This window comes from Micromonospora sp. CA-240977 (genome assembly GCF_050942285.1).
Taxonomy (GTDB): Bacteria; Actinomycetota; Actinomycetes; order Mycobacteriales; family Micromonosporaceae; genus Micromonospora.
In genome coordinates this window covers 7,462,275-7,480,472 of record NZ_CP192055.1, presented here as the reverse complement: position 1 = coordinate 7,480,472, position 18,198 = coordinate 7,462,275, and the positions used below count along the sequence as shown (strand labels likewise).

Below are 18,198 nucleotides of genomic sequence, written 5' to 3'. Positions count from 1 at the left end.
GTCAGATCAGGCGGAGCTGGCGGTCCTTCGGGCGACGCGGCTCGGCCTCGCCGAACCGTTCGAACAGGCCCGGATCGATCACGCTGAGGAACGGCGACGGAACACAGTCGCGTTCCGCGCCGTGCCGGGTGCGGCGGGCGGCGTGACTGACGTACAGCCGGTCCTGCGCCCGGGTCAGGCCGACGAAGAAGAGCCGGCGCTCCTCGGCCACCGCGTCCTCGTCGGGCGTCGAGCCCGGCCAGCGCAGCGGCAGCAACCCGTCCTCGACGCCGACCAGGAAGACCACCGGGAACTCCAGGCCCTTCGCGGCGTGCAGGGTGAGCAGCGTGACCGCCTCCGCGCGGGGGTCGAGCGCGTCCACCTCCGCGCCGGTCGCCAGCTGCGACAGGAACGTTTCCAGGTCGTCGCCGCAACGCCGGGCCAGCGGCATGAGCAGGTCCACGGCCGAGCGGACGGCCTCGGGGCGTACCGTGCCGGTGCCATCCAGGGTGGGCACCGCGAACCGTTCGGCGACCACCTGACCGGCCAACCGCACCCGGGCGGCCAGCGAGCCGGCCAACCCGTCGGCGTGCCGCAGCTCCCGGGCGATGGCCGCGACCCCGGGCCGGTCCCGCAGCCGGTCGTGGGAACGCTTCTGCACCGGGATGTTGGCGCGGGCCAGAGCGTCGACGATCGGCGCGGCCTGCGCGTCGGTGCGGTACAGCACTGCGATGTCGGAGAAGGACAGCGAGGTGGACCGGCCGTCGATCCGGCCCGAGTCCAACGAACGGTGTGACAGCCCGCCGACCAACTCGTCGACAGTCCGCACCACGAAGTCGGCCTCCTCGGCGACCGACCCGGCCGGATAGCGCCCGACCAGCGGGGCCTCCGGGTCGAGCCGGGCCGGATCCAGCCGCCGGCCACGGACCAGCGAGGACGGGGCGATGGCCTGCACGGCAGCGGCCAGGATCGGCGCCGACGAGCGGTAGTTGCGGTTGAGCCGGACCAACCGGGCGTCCGTGAAGTCCTCGGAGAAACGCAGGAAGTAGCCGACGTCGGCGCCCCGGAACGAGTAGATCGCCTGGTCCGGGTCGCCGATCGCGCAGAGGTTGCCGTCCGGTGGGCTGAGCAGCCGCAGCAGCTCGTACTGCACCTCGTCGACGTCCTGGTACTCGTCGACGAAGATCCACCGCCAGCGGTCCCGGTAACCCTCGACCAGCTTCCGATCGGCGCGCAGCAGCTCCACCGGCAGGGTGACCAGCTCGTCCAGGTCCACCAGGTCCTGCTTGCGCAACAGCGCCGTGTAGCTGGCCAGGTCGTCGCCGGCCTCGGAGCGGGCCGCCGCCCGTTCGGTGTCGTCGGCGATGCGGAAACCGGCCGGCAGGCCCGCCGCGTCGGCGTTCTCCCGCAGGATGGTCAGGCCCAGCGCGTGGAACGTGCCCACCGTGACGTCCTCGGCCACCGGACCGAGCAGGCTGTCGAGGCGGTGTCGCAGCTCCTCGGCGGCCCGGCGGGTGAACGTGATCGCGAGGCAGCGCTCGGGGAAGACGTTCAGCTCCGCGCAGAGGTACGCGATCCGGTGCGTGAGTGTCCTGGTCTTGCCGGTGCCCGGCCCGGCCACGATCAGCAGCGGCCCTCCCGGCGCGGAGGCAGCCACCCGCTGCATCGCGTCCAGCCGGTCCAGCAGGCCGGTGCCGACCTCCTCCATGCCGGAGAGCATCGGCTCGAACGGCTCGTGCGGGGACGGCGGCGGCGCGATCGGGGGTGCCGGGGTCGGGGTCGGCTTACGCTTCGGCTCCGCCTTCGCCGCCGCCGGGCGCCTGGTCGCCGGTCGGGCCGCCGGCTCCGCGGGTCGGCGCTGCGCCGGCACCGGTACGTCGAACAGCGTCTCCTGGCCCGCGCTGGCGCCGCCCAGTTCCGCCGGGTCGAAGAGCGTGATCACCCCGTACTCGCCGTCGTAGCCCGGCACCCGGCGCACCTCGCCTCGTCGCAGCCGACCGATGCCCTCCGCGAGCAGCTCACCGCCGGCCTGCGCGATGTCGGTAAGCGGCGTCGTGGTCAGGATTTCCAGCTCCGGGCCGAGCGCGGCGAGCAGCTCGTTGAGTCGCCCCTCGACCTTCTTCGACCGGGCGCCCACCTTGTTGATCTCACCGAGGATCTCGGCAAGCGGCACCAGGTGGGTAACGTCCCGGGCCTGTGCCGGCCGGTGCCCCACCGGCCGGTCGGCCAGCTCCTCGATCCGGCTGAGAACGCCCACGGTGAGCGGCTTGCCGCACTCGGGGCAGCGCCCGCCGGCGGCCCGGGTCCGCTCCGGGGACCAGTTGACCCCGCAGAGCCGGTGCCCGTCCGCGTGGTACTTGCCCTCCTCCGGGAAGAACTCGACGGTGCCGGCCAGACCGTCACCGGTCCGCAGCGCCTCCCGGACGGCGAAGTAGTCCCGTTCGGCGGTCAGCACCGTCGCCTCCCGGCCCAGCGCCGGCGGGGAGTGCGCGTCCGAGTTGGACACCAACTGGTAGCCGTCCAGGCTGCCGACCCGCCAGTTCATCGCCGGGTCGGAGGAGAGGCCGGTCTCCACCGCGAAGATGTGGTCGGCCAGGTCGGCGTAGCAGTCCGCGATCGCGTCGAAGCCGGACTTCGAGCCCAGCGCGGAGAACCACGGCGTCCAGATGTGCGCCGGCACCAGGAACCCGTCCGGGCTGGCCTCCAGGGTGATCTCCAGCAGGTCGCGGGAGTCCAGGCCGAGGATCGGCCGGCCGTCCGAGCCGATGTTGCCGATCCGGCCGAGGGCGGTGTTGAACCGGGCCACCGCGTCGAGATCCGGCAGGTAGATCAGGTGATGCACCTTGCGGGTCCGGTCGTCCCGCTTGTAGATCGTGGAGATCTCCACGCTCAGCATGAACCGGACCGGGTCTGCCTCCGCCGCGTCGGCGAGCCGGGGCGGCAGCCGCCGGGCGATGTCCCGCTCCGCCTCGGCATCGAGCCGGTACAACCCTGGCTCCGCCGGGCGCAGGGTCTCCCGCAGGTGGTCGTACCAGGCGGGGTGGGTGAAGTCACCGGTGCCGAGCAGACCGATGCCCTTACGGCGCGCCCACCATCCGAGGTTCGGCAGCGTGAGGTCACGGCTGCACGCGCGCGAGTATTTCGAGTGGATGTGCAGGTCCGCGACGAATGGCGAGAGGCCACCGGAGGGTACGGCACTGAACGGGGGCACGCCGCATCCTGTCACGCCCGCCGCGCCGGCCGCCCGCCGCCACGCGCGGACGTGACGTCCGCTATGCCGAGCGCAACTCCACAAGACTGATCTGCGGCTCCGCCCCGACCCGGACCGGCGGGCCCCAGAAACCGGCGCCGTTCGTCACGTAGACCTTTGTGCCGTCGACCTCGCCGAGGCCGCTGACCACCGGCTGCGCCAGCCGGACGACCAGGTTGAACGGCACCACCTGCCCACCGTGGGTGTGCCCGGACAGTTGCAGGTCGACGTCGTACCGGGCGGCCTGGACCGCCGCCAGCGGCTGGTGGGCGAGCAGCACCACCGGGCGGCTCGGGTCGCGGTCACCGAGAGCGGCGGCGAAGTCGGGCCCGGCGGCGACGCCGGTGGTCCCGGTGGCGTCCAGGTCGTTCACGCCGGCCAGGTCGAGCACGCCGCCCCGGGCCCGGATCTCCTGCCGCTGGTTCTGGAGCACCCGCAGGCCGAGCCGGTCGACCTCCTGGACCCACTCCTCCACCCCGGAGTAGTACTCGTGGTTGCCGGTGACGAAGAAGCTGCCGTACCGGGAGCGCAGGTCGCGCAGCGGTGCGGCGGCCGGGCCGAGTTCGGCGACCGATCCGTCGACCAGGTCCCCGACCACCGCGACCAGGTCGGCGTCGAGGCGGTTGATCGCGGCGACGATCCGCTCGGTGTGTGCCCGGCCGCGCAGCGGGCCGAGGTGGATGTCGGAGACGGTCGCGATGCGCAGGCCGTCCATGCTGCGGGGGAGCTTGGCGAGGGGGATCTGCACCCGGTCCAGGCGGGGCGGGCCGAGGGCGGTTCGCACGCCGTACCCGGTGATGCCGGCGGCGGTGAGGCCGGCGAAGATGGCCGCCCCACGGGCCAGCAGCAGCCGGCGGCCCGGGTCGTGGTCCGGGGCCGTGACGGCGTCGGCCACCGGCGGCTCGGGCGGCCCGGCGGCGCCGACCAGCACCGGCTCGGGCGCGGCGGTGGTCGGCTCGGCGGCGGCGAGCCGACGGCGTAGCACCAGCCGGGTGACAAGCATCGGCACTTCGAGGACGGCGAGCACGACGAGCAGGTAGAACATCAGGGCGAGCCACAGGAAGCCCGGCCAGGCGAGCCAGTAGAGCCCGGACTGCGTCCCGGCGAGGGTGGCCGGCACGAGCAGCGCCAGCAGCAGGGCGGCGATCCCGCCGACCCGTCGCCAGCGGCCCGGCCTGGTGGTGTCCCGAACGAGCCGCTTCCACAGGTAGAGGTGGATGAGACCGGTGGTCAGCGCCAGGACGCCCACGAACCCCAGGACCGCCAACATGTGTGCGCCTCCTCAGCCGCCCGCGAACGGGGGCAGAACGTCGATCGTGGCCCCGGCCGGCAGGGGTGCTTCACGATCATGACAGGTGACGCCGTTTACCAGAAAGCTCGCGACTCGCAGCACGGCGGCGAGTCGATCGCCGTGTCGCCGCACCAGCTCGGCGGTGAGGTCGTCGAGCGACCGGCCGGCGGGCAGGACCTCCTCGGCGTGCCCGGCGGCGGCGCGGGCACCCGCGAAGTAGCGGACGGTCAGCGGTGTGGGGGGCACGCCTCAACCCCCGATCGCGGACATCGGCCGGGTCGGCTGGAGAAAGGTCGGGTCGTCGATGCCGTGCCCGGCGCGCTTGCCCCACATCGCGGTGCGCCAGCGTCGGGCCAGCTCCTCGTCGTCCGCGCCGGTGCGCAGCGCCGCGCGCAGGTCGGACTCCTCGGTGGCGAAGAGGCAGGCGCGGACCTGGCCGTCCGCGGTCAGCCGGGTGCGGTCGCAGTCCCCGCAGAAGGGTCGGGTGACGCTGGCGATCACACCAACCCGGGCGGGACCTCCGTCGACCAGCCAGGTCTCCGCCGGCGCCGCGCCGCGCTCGGCCGGGTCGGGGCTGAGATCGAAGACGGTACGCAGGGAGGCCAGGATCTCCTCGGCGGTGACCATGGTGCGGCGGTCCCAGCCGTGCTGGGCGTCCAACGGCATCTGCTCGATGATCCGCAACTGGTAGTCGTGATCGACGGCGAAGCGGAGCAGGGCGGGCGCCTCGTCCTCGTTGACACCGCGCATCAGCACTGAATTGATCTTCACGGGGCTGAGCCCGGCGGCGGCGGCCCCGGCGAGCCCGGCCAGCACCGCGTCGAGGCGGGGACGGCGGGTGAGTCGGGTGAACCGGTCCGGGTCCAGGGTGTCCAGTGAGACGTTCACCCGGTCCAGGCCGGCCGTGCGCAGCGCCGGAGCCAGCCGGTCGAGCCCGATGCCGTTGGTGGTCAGCGAGACCCGGGGACGAGGCCGCAACGCGGCCACCTCGGTCACGATGCCGACCAGACCGGGCCGGATCAGCGGCTCGCCGCCGGTGAACCGCACCTCGGTCACACCGAGCCGCTCGACGGCCACCCGGACCAGCCGGACGATCTCCTCGTCGGTCAGCAGCTCGGGGCCGGCCAGCCAGGGCAGCCCTTCCGCCGGCATGCAGTAGGTGCAGCGCAGGTTGCACTTGTCGGTGAGGGACACGCGAAGGTCACGGGCGACGCGGCCATACCGGTCGACGAGGACGCCATCGGTGCCCGGGGCGGCGCTCACCTGTCGACCGTAGCGCGTGCGACAGGGGCCGGGACGGCGCGGGCGGCCTGGAGGACCGCGTCTCGATAACCGCCGCCGAAGAGCGCGGTGTGCACGAGCAGCAGATGTAGTTGATGCAGTGGCACCCGCTCCCGCCAGCCCGCCGGCAGCGGCCAACTCTCCCGGTAGGCGGCCAGCGCCCGGTCCAGGTGGGGGATGCCGCCGAAGAGGGCGAGCTGGGCCAGATCCGTTTCCCGGTGCCCGCCGTGCGCCGCCGGGTCGATCAACCAGGCCCGGTCGGCGGCGCCCCAGAGCACGTTGCCCGGCCACAGGTCGCCGTGGATGCGCGCCGGTGGCTCGTCGCCGCCGAGCCCGTCGAGCCGACCGATCACCTGCTCGACCACTGCGGCGTCGGCGCTGGTCAGGGCGCCGCAGTCGACCGAGCGTCGCAGGTAGGGGACGAGACGTCGCTCGGCGAACCACGTCGACCAGGGCCCGTCGGTGGGGGTGTTGTCCTGGGGGAGCGACCCGATGAAACCCGGCCAGGCCGCGCCGAAGGTGGGTGACCCCGCCCGGTGCAGGTCGGCCAACTCGCGGCCGAAGCGTTCCGCGGCCTCCGGCGTCGGCTCGCCGGGCTCCACCCAGTCGAGCGCCAGCAGGCCCGGCAACGCCACGATCACCTCTGGTACGGGGATCGCGCCGGCCTCCCGCAGCCAGCGCAGCCCGGCCGCCTCGGCGGCGAAGAAACCCTCCGGCGCCGGTCGGTCGGCGCCCTCGGGCCAGGATTTGGCGAAGACGGAGTGGCCGTCGTCGAGGGTGAGCCGGGCGGCGGCGCAGATGTGCCCACCGGCCACCGGCGTCTCCCGGATCCGTTGATGGGTCCGGAAGGTCGGCAGGTGTGCCGGATGCGCGCGCAGGTACGCCAGGTCCATCAGCGCACGGTAACCGCTCCGTGTGACGACACGGTGCCGCCCGAGGACATCGGGCCTCTTTCGGCATCGGTAGGTTCGCGATGAGCAGGGAAAACACGTTGAGTAACTGTGGATAAGTCGCGTGTCATCCACAGGGGCGGCGACGCCGGGCAGGCCCGTCGCAGGCTTCCGACATGACCTCGACCCCACGCCCTCAGCTCGCCGTCCGCTCGCCCGCCGATCTGATCGCCGCGGTGCCGTACCTGCTCGGCTTCCATCCCACCGACAGTGTGGTCGCTGTGGCGTTGCTCGGGCGGCAGATCATCTTCGCCGCTCGCGCGGACCTGCCCGACCCGTCGGCTGATCCGGTCGAGCGGGCCCGGCACCTGGCCGGCGTGATCCGCCGGCAGGGCGCGGAGGCCGCCACCGTTGTCGGTTACGGCCCACCCGATCGGGTGACGCCGGCCGTGGACGCGGTGCGCGCCGCACTGAGCGCCGCCGGGCTGGAGGTGCTCGACGCGCTACGGGTGACCGAGGGCCGGTGGTGGTCCTATCTCTGCACCGAGCCCGACTGCTGCCCGCCCGAGGGTCGGCGCTACGACCCGTCCGCCAACCCGGTGACCGCCTCGGCGGTCTTCGCCGGCCAGGTCGCGCTCCCCGACCGGGCCGCCCTCGTGGCGCAGGTGGCGGCGATGGACGGCCCGGCCCGGGACGCGATGCGGGCGGCCACCGCCCGAGCCGAGCTGCGCCTGACCGAGCTGCTTGAGCAGGCTCCCGCGAGCGACCTGCTCGGCGGCCGGGCGATGTGCGCCGCCGGGGTCGCGGCGGTCCGCGAGGCCCAGCGTCGGCAGCGCCGCGGCGAGCGGCTCGACGACGACGAGGTGGCCTGGTTGAGCCTGCTGATGACCCACCTGCCGATCCGCGATCACGCCTGGGAACGCACCGACGGTCGGGACCGGGACATCGCCCTCTGGACCGACGTGCTGCGCCGGGCCGAGCCGAAGTGGGCCGCCGCGCCCGGCGCGCTGCTGGCGTTCGCGGCCTGGCGCGCGGGTCAGGGGGCGCTGGCGGCTGTCGCACTGGAGCGCACGCTGGGCCTGCACCCTGACTACCCGCTCGCCGTGCTGCTCGACGACATGCTCCGGCGCGGGGTGCCGCCGTCCGAGCTGGACGGGTGGCCGTCGGCCGGGATGCCAGGGGTCATTCGTCCGCGCAGGCGGAGCCGACGTGGCCGCCGCTGACCGGCCCCGCCACACACCAGGTAATACCGACGGTGCTACCAGGATTGATACCCTGGAGGACATGACCGTGAAGCGCTCCGTGAGCCTCCCCGACGATGTCGCGGAGTGGCTCGACCAGCAGCCCAACGTCTCGGCCGCCATCACCGCGGCGGTGCGGGCACAGATGGACGTCACGCACCTGCATGAGGTGCTGCGGCGCGCCGGTATCGAGGTGACCGAGGCGGGCAGGGCGCGGTGGCGGGAGCGGCTGGCGACGCCCATCCCGCCGGACGCCCTGGCTGAGGGGCGCCGCATGTTGGGGCGTGCCGGATGAGCGATCAGATCGCTGCTGTGTTCGACGCGTCGGCGTTGACGGCCTACATCGAGGGCAACGTCTCGGTGGGGGAGTTGATGCTGGAGGTCGCCGACGAGGGCAGGCAGATTGCCGTCCCTGCGACGTGCCTGGCTGTCGCCATCGCGGGCACGGGCGACGAGATCGATGTCGCGCTACTGGCCCTGATGACGAGCGCTCCGATGATCCGCCTGCTGCCGCTCAACGCCGAGGACGTGCGAGACACAGGCACGCTCGCCCGTGCCGTTGATGGGGACATCTCGTTCGGCCATGCCGCCCGCGCGGCAATCACCCACGAGGCGCACTACGCGACAGTGCAACCCCAAGCGGCAGCGAAGGTCCTACCCGCCAGGTGGAGCATCCTCGACCTGGCCTGACGCCGACACCGTCGCCGCCCAGCCTTGGTCAGGGTGTCGATAGCGGTAGGCGGACGGCTGGCGGCAGTGGTCCTCGCATCGGACTTGTCTGGAATGACTGGATCATGAATGCCGCGAAACGACGGGCGGCTGCCAGGCGGCTGGCGGTCGACTCGGCTCGTATGCCTTCGTTGGCCATCAGTGCCAGGATCAGATCCTCCAGAACAAAGTCGTCCCGAAGTTCTCCTGTCGCTCGCGCCCGATCAACGAGTTCGGCCAGCATGCGCAGTGTTCGGGTGCGATCGGCGGTGAAGCCGGCTTCCTGGGGAAGTTGGCTGATGAAGGCACGGGCGAAGCCTCGATCGTGGGCATGCGTCTCCATGAGCTTCTCCACCACCAGGCGGAAGCCCAGCCAGGCATCAGGCTGAGTGAGGCCCTCCTCGACTATCGCCGAGCACACTGTCATCTGCTCGGCGAATGCCTCGGCGAGCAGTGCGTCCTTGGTGGGGAAGTGCCGGTAGATCGTGGCGGCGCCCACCTGTGCCCGCCGTGCGATCTCCCGGATCGGCACGTCGAGCCCGTTGATCGCGAACGCCAGGCGAGCGACGGCCAGAATGCGTTCCCGGTTGTCGCGCGCATCCGACCGCTGGGCTTGTCTCACTTCGGCCGTCACCGGTCTCACTTTAGCTAACCGGACGGGGTGCTCCGTTACGGTTCGGCCCATGAGAGCTGTCGTATTCGCCGAGTTCGGGCCACCCAACGTTGTGCACGTCGCCGAGGTCGTGGCCCCGCACCCCGGGCCGGGCGAGGTCCGCATCGCTGTGCGTGCCTCCGGGCTCTCGACAGGGGAGGTGCTGATTCGCGCCGGCAAGCTGGTCGACATGGTGCCCGTGACGTTCCCGTACCGAACCGGCTTCGAGGCGGCTGGCGTGGTTGACGAGGTTGGTGACGGCGTTACCGGCGTCACCGTCGGCAATCAGGTCTTCGGCATGACCTCGCCGGCCACGCGTGGCGCCAACGCCGACCACGTGGTGCTAACCGCGTGGGCCGGTAAGCCCGCCGCCTGGAGTTGGGAGGAGGCGGGCGGCGCTGCCGGCAGCGTCGAGACGGCCACCCGCGTTCTTGATCGGCTCGGGGTCACAGCGGGGCACACTGTGCTGGTGAACGGCGCGGCTGGCGCGGTCGGCAGCGTCGCCGTTCAGGTCGCAGTCGCCCGTGGCGCCGTTGTCATCGGCACGGCGAGCGAGCGCAATCACGACTTCCTGCGCTCGCTCGGCACGGTGCCGACGACGTACGGCCCCGGGCTGCCCGACCGAATCCGCGGGTTGGCACCGGGCGGGGTCGACGCGGTGTTCGACTGCGCCGGAGGAGCGCTGCCCGACCTGATCGCCATCGCCGGAGATGCGGCGCGCGTGGTGACGATCGCCGACTTCGCGGCCGCCGCCCACGGCGTCCACCTGTCGCACGGCGCACCTGCGGATCGGACTGGCAAGGCGGTGGGGTCCGGTGCCGACGTGCTCGCGGTACACGGCCTCGACATCGCGGTGCGCCTTGCCGAATCCGGTCGGCTGCACATTCCCGTCGCGGCCACGTTCCCGCTGACGGAGGCTGCGGCCGCACACGAGTTGAGTGGGGCGCACCACGCACCTGGAAGGATCGTTCTGGTCAACTGACGCAGAGATCGCCAGTCACGTCACTCACCGTAGGCGAACATCCTTCTGGATGTCTGGTGGGACAACGCGTCAGCCGCAGGGGCCGATCTTCTTCGCCAGCCCGACGAAGCCCGCCCAGGCTGCCGGCCCGAACGTCAGCGTGCCGCCGTCCCGGTCTTTGGTGTCGCGCACGAGCACGACACCCGGCAGGTTGTCGGCCACCTCCACGCACGCGCCACCGTTCGAGCTGCTGCGGGTGCTCTTGCGCCAACGGGCGCCGGTCAGGTCATCCATGCTCGCGCCCTCATCAGGTCGATGGTCAGGTCTCGCGGTAGCGCTAACGACCTCACGCTATCCCAGACCGCCCACAGCGGAGCAACGTCATTACTGAGGCGTCCGGCCGCCTGGTCGTCGAGGTAGCCGACGTCATCGCCGTCCGGTGTGTTGGCGATGACGAACGGCCCGGCCTGGCCGGGGTGAAAACCGGCCGTCAGGGGGAGGACGTGGATCATCACCGCCGGCCGCTCGGCGAGCATCATCAGGTGGTCGAGCTGGTCGGCCATGATGTCGGGTCGTCCCCGACGCAGCGCGGCCTCGTCGATGACGAAGACGCTCAACGGCGGCCGAGGTCGATCGAACACGGCGGCCTGCCGGCGGAGGCGGGTCTCCACGTGGGCCTCCAGGTCGTCGTCGGCCCAGAGCCCGCTGCGCAGCACGGCCCGCGCGTACGCCTCGGTTTGCAGGAGACCGGGAACGACCGCCGACTCGTACCACCGGAGTCCCACGGCCTCGCGTTCGATGTCCGTCCAGGGCCGGAACCACGCCGGCTCGCGCCGCTTGTACAGGTCGGGCCAGAGGTCGCCCTCGTCGCGGCCCAGGACCTCGGCGACCTTCGACCGGTGCCGTGTCTGCGGAATCCGTCCCGGGTTCGCCCACTTGGCTGCGGTCTTGGGATCCACCCCGATCCGGGCGGCGAGGCTGTCCGCGGTCAGGCCGGATTTCGACATGGCTTCAGCAACTGCGCGGTTCATCCGCTTCTCCTCCAGTACGTCCGAGACGTCCACGGGAGATATTCCTACGCTGTGTATTCGGATAGCAACCCTTGGCAGTGTGCCTGTCAGACGGCGCGATCGGCAGGGACCACTCGAGACCCGGCGGTCGCGTTCGTGCCGGGGCCGCCTCGTGGGCGAGCACTCAGGGGCGGCCCCTCCCAACAAGGAGGGGAAACCATGCCGGACAACATGAGGGCTGGCCGATGACCGAAAACGCGGAACATCCCCTGCTCAAGCCGGCGTGGCGCTGCCGTACGTGCGGGATCGCCTGGCCCTGCTCGACCGCCAAACTGCGCCTGCTCGGTCAATACCGCGGTCGACCCGACGAGCTGGTCGCGCACCTGGAGGCACTGCAAGTCGAGGCGACCGAACACCTGACCGAGCTGTACGGCGGCAGGACGCCGGATGGCCTGACCGAACGTTTCATCGGCTGGGTCAGGGCTCGATAGCCCCGTCGGCTCCCGCCCCGACGCTGATCCCTCGTCCCCCGAGGTTGATCGCTCGGGGCGGGTTCCTCCGCCAAGGCTCCTCCGCCAAGGCTCCTCCGCCAAAGGATGTACGCCGCACTGCTGTCCACGGCCGACGCGGTAGCGCCATCACTCCCGAAGAATGATCTCGTGTCCACTCTTCGCACTGGTACGACATGACCCCCGAACTGCTGCTCTCGCTGACCGGGCTGGCATTGGTGGACAGCACCAGCATCGGCACCCTCTTCATCCCGGTCTGGCTGCTGCTCGCCCCCGGGCCGGTCAACGCCCGGCGGCTCCTGGGCTACCTCGCCACCATCGCGGCGTTCTACCTCGCGGTGGGGCTGCTGCTGGTGTGGGGCGGCAGCAGACTTGCCGACGCGCTTGGTGGTGCCCTGGACAACCCGGGCGTGCTCTGGGCGCAACTCGTGCTGGGCGTGGCGATGCTGGCGCTCAGCTTCCGCTACGACGGCAAGCGGCGTCCCCGTACCGGTGGTGTGCTGCGCTGGCGGGACCGGGCCACCGCCGGGGACTCGTCGGCCCGCTGGTTGGTCGGGCTCGCGTTGCTGGCGGCGCTCGCCGAGGTGGCGACAATGCTTCCGTACCTCGGCGCGGTGGGTCTGTTGGCCACCTCCGAGGTCGGCCCGGCGGCCGTGGTGGCGTTGCTCGCCGGCTACTGCCTGGTCATGGTGCTGCCCGCTGTGGTGTTGCTGGGTGCCAGGGTGGCCCGTCCGGCTCTGGTCGAGCCGGTGTTGGCCCGCCTGAACGCCTGGATCGTCGCGAAGGCGGGCGGCGCGTTGGGCTGGATCCTCGGCATCGCCGGCTTCCTTGTCGCTCGAGACGCCGCCGCACGGCTGGCCCTGTTCGACCTGATCGGTCGCTGAGCGTCAGGCCGGCTGTTCCAGGGTGATCCGGTGTGGCCCGGTGTAGACGTTCATGGTCCGGCCCCGTAGGAACCCGACAAGTGTCATCCCCGCCTCGTCGGCCAGTTCGGCGGCGAGCGTGCTCGGCGCGGACACCGCGGCCAGCAGCGGCAACCCGGCCATCCACGCCTTCTGGGTCAGCTCGAAGCTGGCCCGGCCGGAGACCAGCAGCAGGTGCCCGGCCAACGGCAGCCGACGTTCGCGCACCGCCCAGCCGATCACCTTGTCCACCGCGTTGTGCCGGCCCACGTCCTCCCGCAGCACCACAAGCTCTCCGTCGGGGGTGAACAGACCGGCCGCGTGCAGCCCGCCGGTCCGGTCGAAGCCGCGCTGGGCGGCGCGTAGCCGGTCGGGCAGTTCGGCGAGGAGCGCGGCCGGCACGCTGAGCGGATCGGCGGCGACCGGGAACAGGGAGCGGGTGCGGATCGCGTCGATGCTTGCCTTGCCGCAGACACCACAGGAACTGGTCGTGTAGAAGTTCCGGGACGGGTCGGTGGTCGGTTCCGGCACGCCGGGGGCGAGCGTCACGTCCACCACGTTGTACGTGTTCGGTGTCTCCGCGCCAGCACAGAGCTGCGCGGTCAACACGTCGTCGGTCGACCGGATCAGCCCCTCGGTCAGCAGGAACCCGATCGCCAGATCGAGGTCGTCACCGGGGGTACGCATTGTCACGGCGAGGGGCGGTCGCCGACCCGGGCCGACAGCGCCGACCCGGATCTCCAGCGGTTCCTCCACCGCCAGCGTGTCCGGTCGACGGATGGACCCGCGCCCGACGGTCGCCGCGTCCAGGTCGATCCGAACCACGCCCCGCCGATCAGTTGCCCGTCCCATCCCGCCATCCTCCACCTCCCGCCGGCACGCCCGCACGGCCACCGGTCGGTGGGCACCCGGCAGCGACAGCCAACAAGCCTCGACACGGCTACCGTGACCGGGTGGGGACGTATGCCGCGGTGGTGCTCGCAGGTGGGTCCGCCCGACGGATGGGCGGCGTGGACAAGCCCGCCCTCCCGGTCGGTGGCCGGCCGATGCGCGCCCGGGTGCTGGCCGCCGTCGGCGACGCCAGCCCGCTGGTGCTTGTCGGTCCGGCCGACGACGTCCCGGAGGGCGTGCGGGTCACCCGGGAGGACCCGCCGGGCGGGGGTCCGGTCGCCGCGGCGGCTGCCGGGCTGGCGCTGCTGGATCCGGACACCGCACTTGTCGCGCTGCTCGCCGCCGACCTGCCGCTGCTCACCCGCTCCGCGATCGGCGACCTGCTGACCCACCTCACCGGAGAAAACCCCGTCTCCGCCCTGGCGGGCGGTGGCTCTCCTTCCGTACCGATGGTCGGCACCGACCCGGTCGGGCGCGAGCGGCCGGACGGCGCGTGCTTCGTCGACGGGGACGGGCGGCGGCAGTCGCTCTGCGGTGTCTGGCGGGTCGCGGCGCTGCGGGCCGCGTTGGACCGACTGACTGTCGAGCGGGGCAGCCTGTCCGGCGCCCCGGTCCGGGCGCTGCTGGCCGGGCTCGTCGTGCGGGAGGTGCCCTGGTCTGGCGACGGCCCGCCGCCCTGGTTCGACTGCGACACTGACGAGGACGTACGCCGGGCGGAGGAGTGGGCGCGATGACGGTGATGGACGACTGGGTGACGGCGGTCTGCGCCGAGCTGGATCTGGACCCGGCGGGGGTGCCCGTGCAGGCGGTGCTGGATGTGGCCCGCGATGTCGCCCACCAGGTGTTGCGGCCGGGCGCGCCGGTCACCGCGTACCTGCTGGGGGTGGCGGTCGGCCGGGGCGCGGAGCCGGCGGACGTGGCGGCCCGGCTCAGCGCCCTGGCCGGCGCCTGGCCGGTCGAACTGGGCGCGGACCCGGCGGATCCGACGGCCCCCTGACTGCCGTTGTCCGATCCCGGTCCGGGCTGACGGGGTCCGTGGGCGGCGTGGGTAGGGTGATCGTGACGGACGGAGGCGATCATGACGGCTGACCACCCCTCGGCGCCGCTCGGTGACCTGCCCGGCGCTACGACTGAGCCGGCGGAATCGATCCTGCTCGACGAACCAAGCACCACCGATCTGCGGGCGAAGGTGACCGAGGCCTGGCAGGAGTTCGCCCGTGCGCTCGCCCTCCGGCTGCGGGAGCTTCCCGTCGGCGCGCACCTGGAGGTGACCCTGGACCCGACCGCCTCCGGCACCGGGGACGCCGTCTACTCGGTAAGCGTGGACGTGCGCGACGCCGGCGGGTTGTCGGCGCGGGCGGTCGGGAACGCCACGCTGCCGGCGGGCTACCGGCTGGACCGCAGTGCGGTGGCGGACATGGTCGCGCTCAGCTGGTCGCCGCCCGGGGTGGTCGAAGGCTCCGGCGGTTTCTTCGGGCTGGACGGCCGGACGAGCGAGTCGACCCGGATCGCCGCGCTGCTCTCCCGGACGCTGCGGGACGTCTACGGCGCCCCGCACCCGGCTTTCCTCGTCTACCTCGTGCAGGACACCGAGGGTGAGCCGCTGGCCGTGGACCCGTTGGGCACGGCGCGCAGCGAGTTCGGCCCGGACGCCGACGTCGAGGCCGACCTGGAGGAGGCGCTGGCCGAGGCGGCCTCCGCGCAGGCCGAGCGGGACGACGTGCTCGACCTGGCTGATCGGGTCCGGACCGTGGTCTCCACAATGCTGAAGTCGGACACCGACCGGTTGCAGGTCGACTCGGACGGCGACATCAACATCCGGGCCGGCTCGGCGATGGTCTTCGTGCGGGTGCGGGACAACCCGCCGCTTGTGGACGTGTTCTCGCCGGTGCTCACCGAGGTGGAGCCGACCGAGCGGCTCTACGTCAAGCTCTCCGAGTTGACGAACCGGATGCCGATCGGCCGCCTCTACTGCGCCGACGACACGGTCTGGGCGTCCATCCCGGTCTTCGGCCGCAACTTCCAGGCCACCCACCTGATGCTGGCGGTGCAGGTGATGACCGGTCTCGCCGACGAGTTGGACGATCGGCTGCACGGTGAGTTCGGCGGCAAGCGGTTCTTCGGTGAGGGCGACAAGCCGGTTCGGCGCGACGAGTCGGAGCACCGCACCGGCATGTACCTCTAGGCGACGTCCAGCAGGGTCTTGCCGACCGTCGCGCGCGCCTCGATGGCGGCGTGCGCGTCGGCGGCGCGTTCCAGCGGGAACCGCTGGCCGATGAGTGGTCGCAGGCGGCCGGCTGTCGCGTCCGCCAGGGCCTGCCGGGTGTACGCCCGCAGCCGCGCGGGTGACGTGTCCGGCCGGACCAGTGTGACCTGCCGTGCCGCGGCGGCCTCCACCGACACCGGGGACCACTCCCCGCTCGCCAGGCCGTAGCTGACCATCCGGCCGCCGGGATCCAGTAGGTCGAAAGCCGCTCGGGCGACCGCCCCGCCGACCCCGTCGAGCACCACGTCGATCCCGCCCGTCGCGGCCCGGACGCGGTCGGCCCAGTCGGGTCGGAGGTAGTCGACGGCAAGGTCGGTGCCCAGGCCGGGGAGCAGATCCACCTTGCGTGGCCCACCGGCGACGCCGATCACCCGGGCGCCGGCCCGGGCCGCGAGCTGCACCAACAGGCTGCCCACGCCACCCGCGGCGGCCTCCACGAGCACCCGGTCGCCGGGGCGGACGTCGACCGCCTCGATCAGCATGGTGGCGGTGCGCCCGTCGGCCAGCAGCGCAACCGCCTCGTCCATGGCCAACCCGTCGGGCACCTCGATCGGCGCGGTTGCGTCCACCGCCGCGCGTTCGGCGTATCCGCCGGAGCCGCCGGTGGCGCTTACCACTCGCCGCCCGATCAGTGCGGGGTCGACGTCCGGGCCGACGGCGGCGATCACCCCGCCCACGCCGTTGCCGGGAATCAGCGGCGGGGTGATCTGGAAGGGCCCGGGGCGGCCGGAGCGCTGCTGCGTCTCGACGAAGGTGATGTTCGCGTGTGCGACGTCGACAAGCACCTGGTCGGGGCCGGGCGTCGGGTCGGTCGCGGGGCCGGGCACCAGCACCTCGGGCCCGCCGAACTCGCGTAACCAGACCGCCCGCATCGTGTCCCCCTCGGTTGCGGTGGGCGGCGCGCCCACGCTCCCGACCACTCCACCTCCTCAACCGGGGTTGAGGTCAAGCGGTGCCCGCGGACGGGCCGACGCCGGGGGACTCGACAAGCCGGGACAGCACGATCGTGCTGCGGGTGGAGGTCACGAAGGACTCGGCGCGCAACCGTTCCAGCGCCGCCTCCAGGTGGGCGATGTCGGCGGCGCGCAGGTGGACGAGAGCGTCCGCCTCCCCGGAGACGGTGTACGCGCCGACCACCTCCGGGTGCCGCCGGGCGGCCACGCCGAGCTGGGCGGGGGTCGTCCGGCCGGCGCAGAACAGCTCGACGAACGCCTCGGTGGTCCAGCCGACGGCGGCCGGATCAACCACGGCCGTGAATCCCCTGATCACGCCGGTGGCCCGCAGTCGGTCGACGCGACGCTTGACGGCCGGGGCGGAGAGTGACACCCGGGTGCCGATGTCGGCGTACGACGCACGGGCGTCGGCGACGAGTAACGCAATGATCCGCTGGTCTACCGCGTCTATCTGCAACGTTCCGCCTCTGGGAAGCAACGGTTGTGGCTGTTACCAAAGTTCTACGGTACCTACTCTTGGTGACCGTGAACCAGCACCGAGTCCCGCGAAAGCGGACATATCTCATGTGCTCGCCCGAGCACTTCGCGGTCGAGTACGCGATCAATCCGTGGATGGACGTGACCACCCCGGTCGACCGGGACCTGGCCGTCAAACAGTGGGACCGGCTGCGCGAGACGCTTGTCGGCCTCGGTCACGAGGTGCACCTGCTCACGCCCGAGCAGGGCCTGCCGGACATGGTCTACGCCGCAAACGGCGCCTTCGTGGTCGACGGCAGCGTGTACGGCGCCCGGTTCAAGCACGAGCAGCGGGCCGCCGAGGCCGCCGCCCACCACGCCTTCTACGAGGCGCAGGGCTGGCGGTTCATCGCGCCGAGCGAGACCAACGAGGGCGAAGGTGACTTCGCGTACGTGCCGGAGGCGCACGGCGGGCTCATCCTCGCCGGGCACGGCTTCCGCACCGAGCTTCCGGCGCACGCCGAGGCGCAGGAGGCGCTGGGCCGTCCGGTGGTGTCGCTGCGGCTGGTCGACCCGCGCTTCTACCACCTGGACGTGGCGCTGGCCGCCATCGACGACTCGAACGTCGTCTACTTCCCCGGCGCGTTCTCCGCGGCGAGCCAGCGGGTGCTCACCCAACTCTTTCCGGACGCGGTGCTCGCCGACGACGCCGACGCGTTGGCCTTCGGGCTGAACCTGGTGAGCGACGGCGCGAACGTGGTGCTCAACAGCGAGGCCACCCGGCTGGCCGGCAAGCTCAAGGCCGCCGGTTACACGCCGGTCCCCGTCGAGTTGGCCGAGCTGAAGAAGGGCGGCGGCAGCGTGAAGTGCTGCATCGCCGAACTGCGGCACTGATCCGCGAAGCGTCGGGGCCGGCCTCCCAGTGGGAGACCGGCCCCGAACCGTGCTGCGGGTGGGC

21 protein-coding genes are annotated in these 18,198 nt (G+C 72.2%); 10 read left to right on the top strand and 11 right to left on the bottom strand.

Annotated features, from left to right (window positions below; translation table 11 throughout):
* Window position 1 precedes the first annotated feature (1 nt).
* From ACQPWW_RS34155 to ACQPWW_RS34135, 5 genes are all read right to left on the bottom strand, one after another.
* Complete coding sequence (locus ACQPWW_RS34155) at window positions 2-3,190, bottom strand: UvrD-helicase domain-containing protein (protein ID WP_433127900.1); 3,189 nt, start codon at window positions 3,188-3,190, stop codon at window positions 2-4.
* A 61-nt stretch (window positions 3,191-3,251) separates the two neighbouring features.
* Window positions 3,252-4,499: a metallophosphoesterase gene (locus ACQPWW_RS34150; RefSeq protein WP_433127899.1), complete on the bottom strand. Its 1,248-nt coding sequence runs from the start codon at window positions 4,497-4,499 to the stop codon at window positions 3,252-3,254.
* A 12-nt stretch (window positions 4,500-4,511) separates the two neighbouring features.
* On the bottom strand, window positions 4,512-4,766 hold the full coding sequence (locus tag ACQPWW_RS34145) for a MoaD/ThiS family protein (RefSeq protein WP_433127898.1): 255 nt from the start codon (window positions 4,764-4,766) through the stop codon (window positions 4,512-4,514).
* Between the two features lie 3 nt (window positions 4,767-4,769).
* Window positions 4,770-5,783, bottom strand: a complete 1,014-nt coding sequence (moaA, locus tag ACQPWW_RS34140) for a GTP 3',8-cyclase MoaA (protein ID WP_433127897.1) — start codon at window positions 5,781-5,783, stop codon at window positions 4,770-4,772.
* Window positions 5,780-6,694 carry a fructosamine kinase family protein gene (locus ACQPWW_RS34135; protein ID WP_433127896.1) on the bottom strand — a complete coding sequence of 305 codons (915 nt, stop codon included), beginning with the start codon at window positions 6,692-6,694 and terminating at the stop codon, window positions 5,780-5,782. The genes moaA and ACQPWW_RS34135 overlap by 4 nt, the downstream gene beginning before the upstream one ends.
* Window positions 6,695-6,867: 173 nt before the next feature.
* On the opposite strand from ACQPWW_RS34135, the gene ACQPWW_RS34130 reads away from it, so the two are divergent.
* The 3 genes from ACQPWW_RS34130 (at window position 6,868) to ACQPWW_RS34120 (ending at window position 8,622) form a co-directional block, all read left to right on the top strand.
* A complete protein-coding gene (locus tag ACQPWW_RS34130; protein ID WP_433127895.1) occupies window positions 6,868-7,914 on the top strand; it encodes a DUF4192 domain-containing protein in 1,047 nt (348 codons plus the stop codon).
* A gap of 61 nt (window positions 7,915-7,975) precedes the next feature.
* The gene (locus ACQPWW_RS34125) at window positions 7,976-8,227 is read left to right on the top strand and encodes a hypothetical protein (protein WP_387195958.1); all 252 of its coding nucleotides are present in this window, start codon (window positions 7,976-7,978) and stop codon (window positions 8,225-8,227) included.
* Complete coding sequence (locus ACQPWW_RS34120) at window positions 8,224-8,622, top strand: hypothetical protein (RefSeq protein ID WP_433127894.1); 399 nt, start codon at window positions 8,224-8,226, stop codon at window positions 8,620-8,622. Before ACQPWW_RS34125 ends, ACQPWW_RS34120 begins: the two co-directional genes overlap by 4 nt.
* 28 nt (window positions 8,623-8,650) lie before the next feature.
* On the opposite strand, the gene ACQPWW_RS34115 is transcribed toward ACQPWW_RS34120, so the two are convergent.
* Window positions 8,651-9,274, bottom strand: coding sequence for a TetR/AcrR family transcriptional regulator (locus tag ACQPWW_RS34115; protein ID WP_433127893.1), 624 nt, complete (start codon window positions 9,272-9,274; stop codon window positions 8,651-8,653).
* Between the two features lie 49 nt (window positions 9,275-9,323).
* Here ACQPWW_RS34115 and ACQPWW_RS34110 point away from each other — a divergent pair, with 49 nt between their 5' ends.
* Window positions 9,324-10,274 (top strand): NADP-dependent oxidoreductase, encoded by a 951-nt coding sequence (locus ACQPWW_RS34110; RefSeq protein ID WP_433127892.1) that lies wholly within the window; start codon window positions 9,324-9,326, stop codon window positions 10,272-10,274.
* Window positions 10,275-10,343: 69 nt separating this feature from the next.
* On the opposite strand, the gene ACQPWW_RS34105 is transcribed toward ACQPWW_RS34110, so the two are convergent.
* Together ACQPWW_RS34105 and ACQPWW_RS34100 are read right to left on the bottom strand one after the other, a co-directional pair.
* On the bottom strand, window positions 10,344-10,547 hold the full coding sequence (locus ACQPWW_RS34105; RefSeq protein ID WP_433127891.1) for a DUF397 domain-containing protein: 204 nt from the start codon (window positions 10,545-10,547) through the stop codon (window positions 10,344-10,346).
* On the bottom strand, window positions 10,535-11,284 hold the full coding sequence (locus ACQPWW_RS34100; protein ID WP_433127890.1) for a Scr1 family TA system antitoxin-like transcriptional regulator: 750 nt from the start codon (window positions 11,282-11,284) through the stop codon (window positions 10,535-10,537). The genes ACQPWW_RS34105 and ACQPWW_RS34100 overlap by 13 nt, the downstream gene beginning before the upstream one ends.
* A 224-nt stretch (window positions 11,285-11,508) precedes the next feature.
* Here ACQPWW_RS34100 and ACQPWW_RS34095 point away from each other — a divergent pair, with 224 nt between their 5' ends.
* Complete coding sequence (locus ACQPWW_RS34095) at window positions 11,509-11,754, top strand: flavin reductase (RefSeq protein ID WP_433127889.1); 246 nt, start codon at window positions 11,509-11,511, stop codon at window positions 11,752-11,754.
* Between the two features lie 194 nt (window positions 11,755-11,948).
* A complete protein-coding gene (locus ACQPWW_RS34090) occupies window positions 11,949-12,656 on the top strand; it encodes a GAP family protein (RefSeq protein ID WP_433127888.1) in 708 nt (235 codons plus the stop codon).
* Between the two features lie 3 nt (window positions 12,657-12,659).
* Here the strand turns inward: ACQPWW_RS34090 and fdhD are convergent, their stop codons facing one another.
* Window positions 12,660-13,526 carry a formate dehydrogenase accessory sulfurtransferase FdhD gene (gene fdhD, locus ACQPWW_RS34085; RefSeq protein ID WP_433127887.1) on the bottom strand — a complete coding sequence of 289 codons (867 nt, stop codon included), beginning with the start codon at window positions 13,524-13,526 and terminating at the stop codon, window positions 12,660-12,662.
* A 101-nt stretch (window positions 13,527-13,627) separates the two neighbouring features.
* Here fdhD and mobA point away from each other — a divergent pair, with 101 nt between their 5' ends.
* The 3 genes from mobA (at window position 13,628) to ACQPWW_RS34070 (ending at window position 15,750) form a co-directional block, all read left to right on the top strand.
* Window positions 13,628-14,299, top strand: coding sequence for a molybdenum cofactor guanylyltransferase (gene mobA / locus ACQPWW_RS34080; RefSeq protein WP_433127886.1), 672 nt, complete (start codon window positions 13,628-13,630; stop codon window positions 14,297-14,299).
* A complete protein-coding gene (locus tag ACQPWW_RS34075) occupies window positions 14,296-14,562 on the top strand; it encodes a DUF6457 domain-containing protein (RefSeq protein ID WP_433127885.1) in 267 nt (88 codons plus the stop codon). Before mobA ends, ACQPWW_RS34075 begins: the two co-directional genes overlap by 4 nt.
* A gap of 81 nt (window positions 14,563-14,643) precedes the next feature.
* A complete protein-coding gene (locus ACQPWW_RS34070) occupies window positions 14,644-15,750 on the top strand; it encodes a T3SS (YopN, CesT) and YbjN peptide-binding chaperone 1 (protein WP_433127884.1) in 1,107 nt (368 codons plus the stop codon).
* Here ACQPWW_RS34070 and ACQPWW_RS34065 read toward each other — a convergent pair.
* Together ACQPWW_RS34065 and ACQPWW_RS34060 are read right to left on the bottom strand one after the other, a co-directional pair.
* Entirely contained in the window at window positions 15,747-16,703 is a 957-nt protein-coding gene (locus tag ACQPWW_RS34065) for a zinc-binding dehydrogenase (protein ID WP_433134750.1), read from the bottom strand. The two genes, ACQPWW_RS34070 and ACQPWW_RS34065, sit on opposite strands and share 4 nt — an antisense overlap.
* Window positions 16,704-16,776: 73 nt before the next feature.
* Window positions 16,777-17,241 carry an Lrp/AsnC family transcriptional regulator gene (locus ACQPWW_RS34060; protein WP_433127883.1) on the bottom strand — a complete coding sequence of 155 codons (465 nt, stop codon included), beginning with the start codon at window positions 17,239-17,241 and terminating at the stop codon, window positions 16,777-16,779.
* Window positions 17,242-17,348: 107 nt separating this feature from the next.
* Here ACQPWW_RS34060 and ddaH point away from each other — a divergent pair, with 107 nt between their 5' ends.
* A complete protein-coding gene (ddaH, locus tag ACQPWW_RS34055) occupies window positions 17,349-18,134 on the top strand; it encodes a dimethylargininase (protein WP_433127882.1) in 786 nt (261 codons plus the stop codon).
* The last annotated feature ends 64 nt before the right edge of the window (window positions 18,135-18,198 follow it).

Excerpts from the sequence above, each read along its gene's own strand:
- ACQPWW_RS34150 (WP_433127899.1), bottom strand. The coding sequence starts at position 4,499 with ATGTTGGCGGTCCTGGGGTTCGTGGGCGTCCTGGCGCTGACCACCGGT.
- ACQPWW_RS34135 (WP_433127896.1), bottom strand. The coding sequence starts at position 6,694 with ATGGACCTGGCGTACCTGCGCGCGCATCCGGCACACCTGCCGACCTTC.
- ACQPWW_RS34130 (WP_433127895.1), top strand. The coding sequence starts at position 6,868 with ATGACCTCGACCCCACGCCCTCAGCTCGCCGTCCGCTCGCCCGCCGAT.
- ACQPWW_RS34125 (WP_387195958.1), top strand. The coding sequence starts at position 7,976 with ATGACCGTGAAGCGCTCCGTGAGCCTCCCCGACGATGTCGCGGAGTGG.
- ACQPWW_RS34120 (WP_433127894.1), top strand. The coding sequence starts at position 8,224 with ATGAGCGATCAGATCGCTGCTGTGTTCGACGCGTCGGCGTTGACGGCC.
- ACQPWW_RS34110 (WP_433127892.1), top strand. The coding sequence starts at position 9,324 with ATGAGAGCTGTCGTATTCGCCGAGTTCGGGCCACCCAACGTTGTGCAC.
- ACQPWW_RS34105 (WP_433127891.1), bottom strand. The coding sequence starts at position 10,547 with ATGGATGACCTGACCGGCGCCCGTTGGCGCAAGAGCACCCGCAGCAGC.
- ACQPWW_RS34100 (WP_433127890.1), bottom strand. The coding sequence starts at position 11,284 with ATGAACCGCGCAGTTGCTGAAGCCATGTCGAAATCCGGCCTGACCGCG.
- ACQPWW_RS34095 (WP_433127889.1), top strand. The coding sequence starts at position 11,509 with ATGACCGAAAACGCGGAACATCCCCTGCTCAAGCCGGCGTGGCGCTGC.
- ACQPWW_RS34090 (WP_433127888.1), top strand. The coding sequence starts at position 11,949 with ATGACCCCCGAACTGCTGCTCTCGCTGACCGGGCTGGCATTGGTGGAC.
- fdhD (WP_433127887.1), bottom strand. The coding sequence starts at position 13,526 with ATGGGACGGGCAACTGATCGGCGGGGCGTGGTTCGGATCGACCTGGAC.
- ACQPWW_RS34075 (WP_433127885.1), top strand. The coding sequence starts at position 14,296 with ATGACGGTGATGGACGACTGGGTGACGGCGGTCTGCGCCGAGCTGGAT.
- ACQPWW_RS34070 (WP_433127884.1), top strand. The coding sequence starts at position 14,644 with ATGACGGCTGACCACCCCTCGGCGCCGCTCGGTGACCTGCCCGGCGCT.
- ACQPWW_RS34065 (WP_433134750.1), bottom strand. The coding sequence starts at position 16,703 with ATGCGGGCGGTCTGGTTACGCGAGTTCGGCGGGCCCGAGGTGCTGGTG.
- ddaH (WP_433127882.1), top strand. The coding sequence starts at position 17,349 with ATGTGCTCGCCCGAGCACTTCGCGGTCGAGTACGCGATCAATCCGTGG.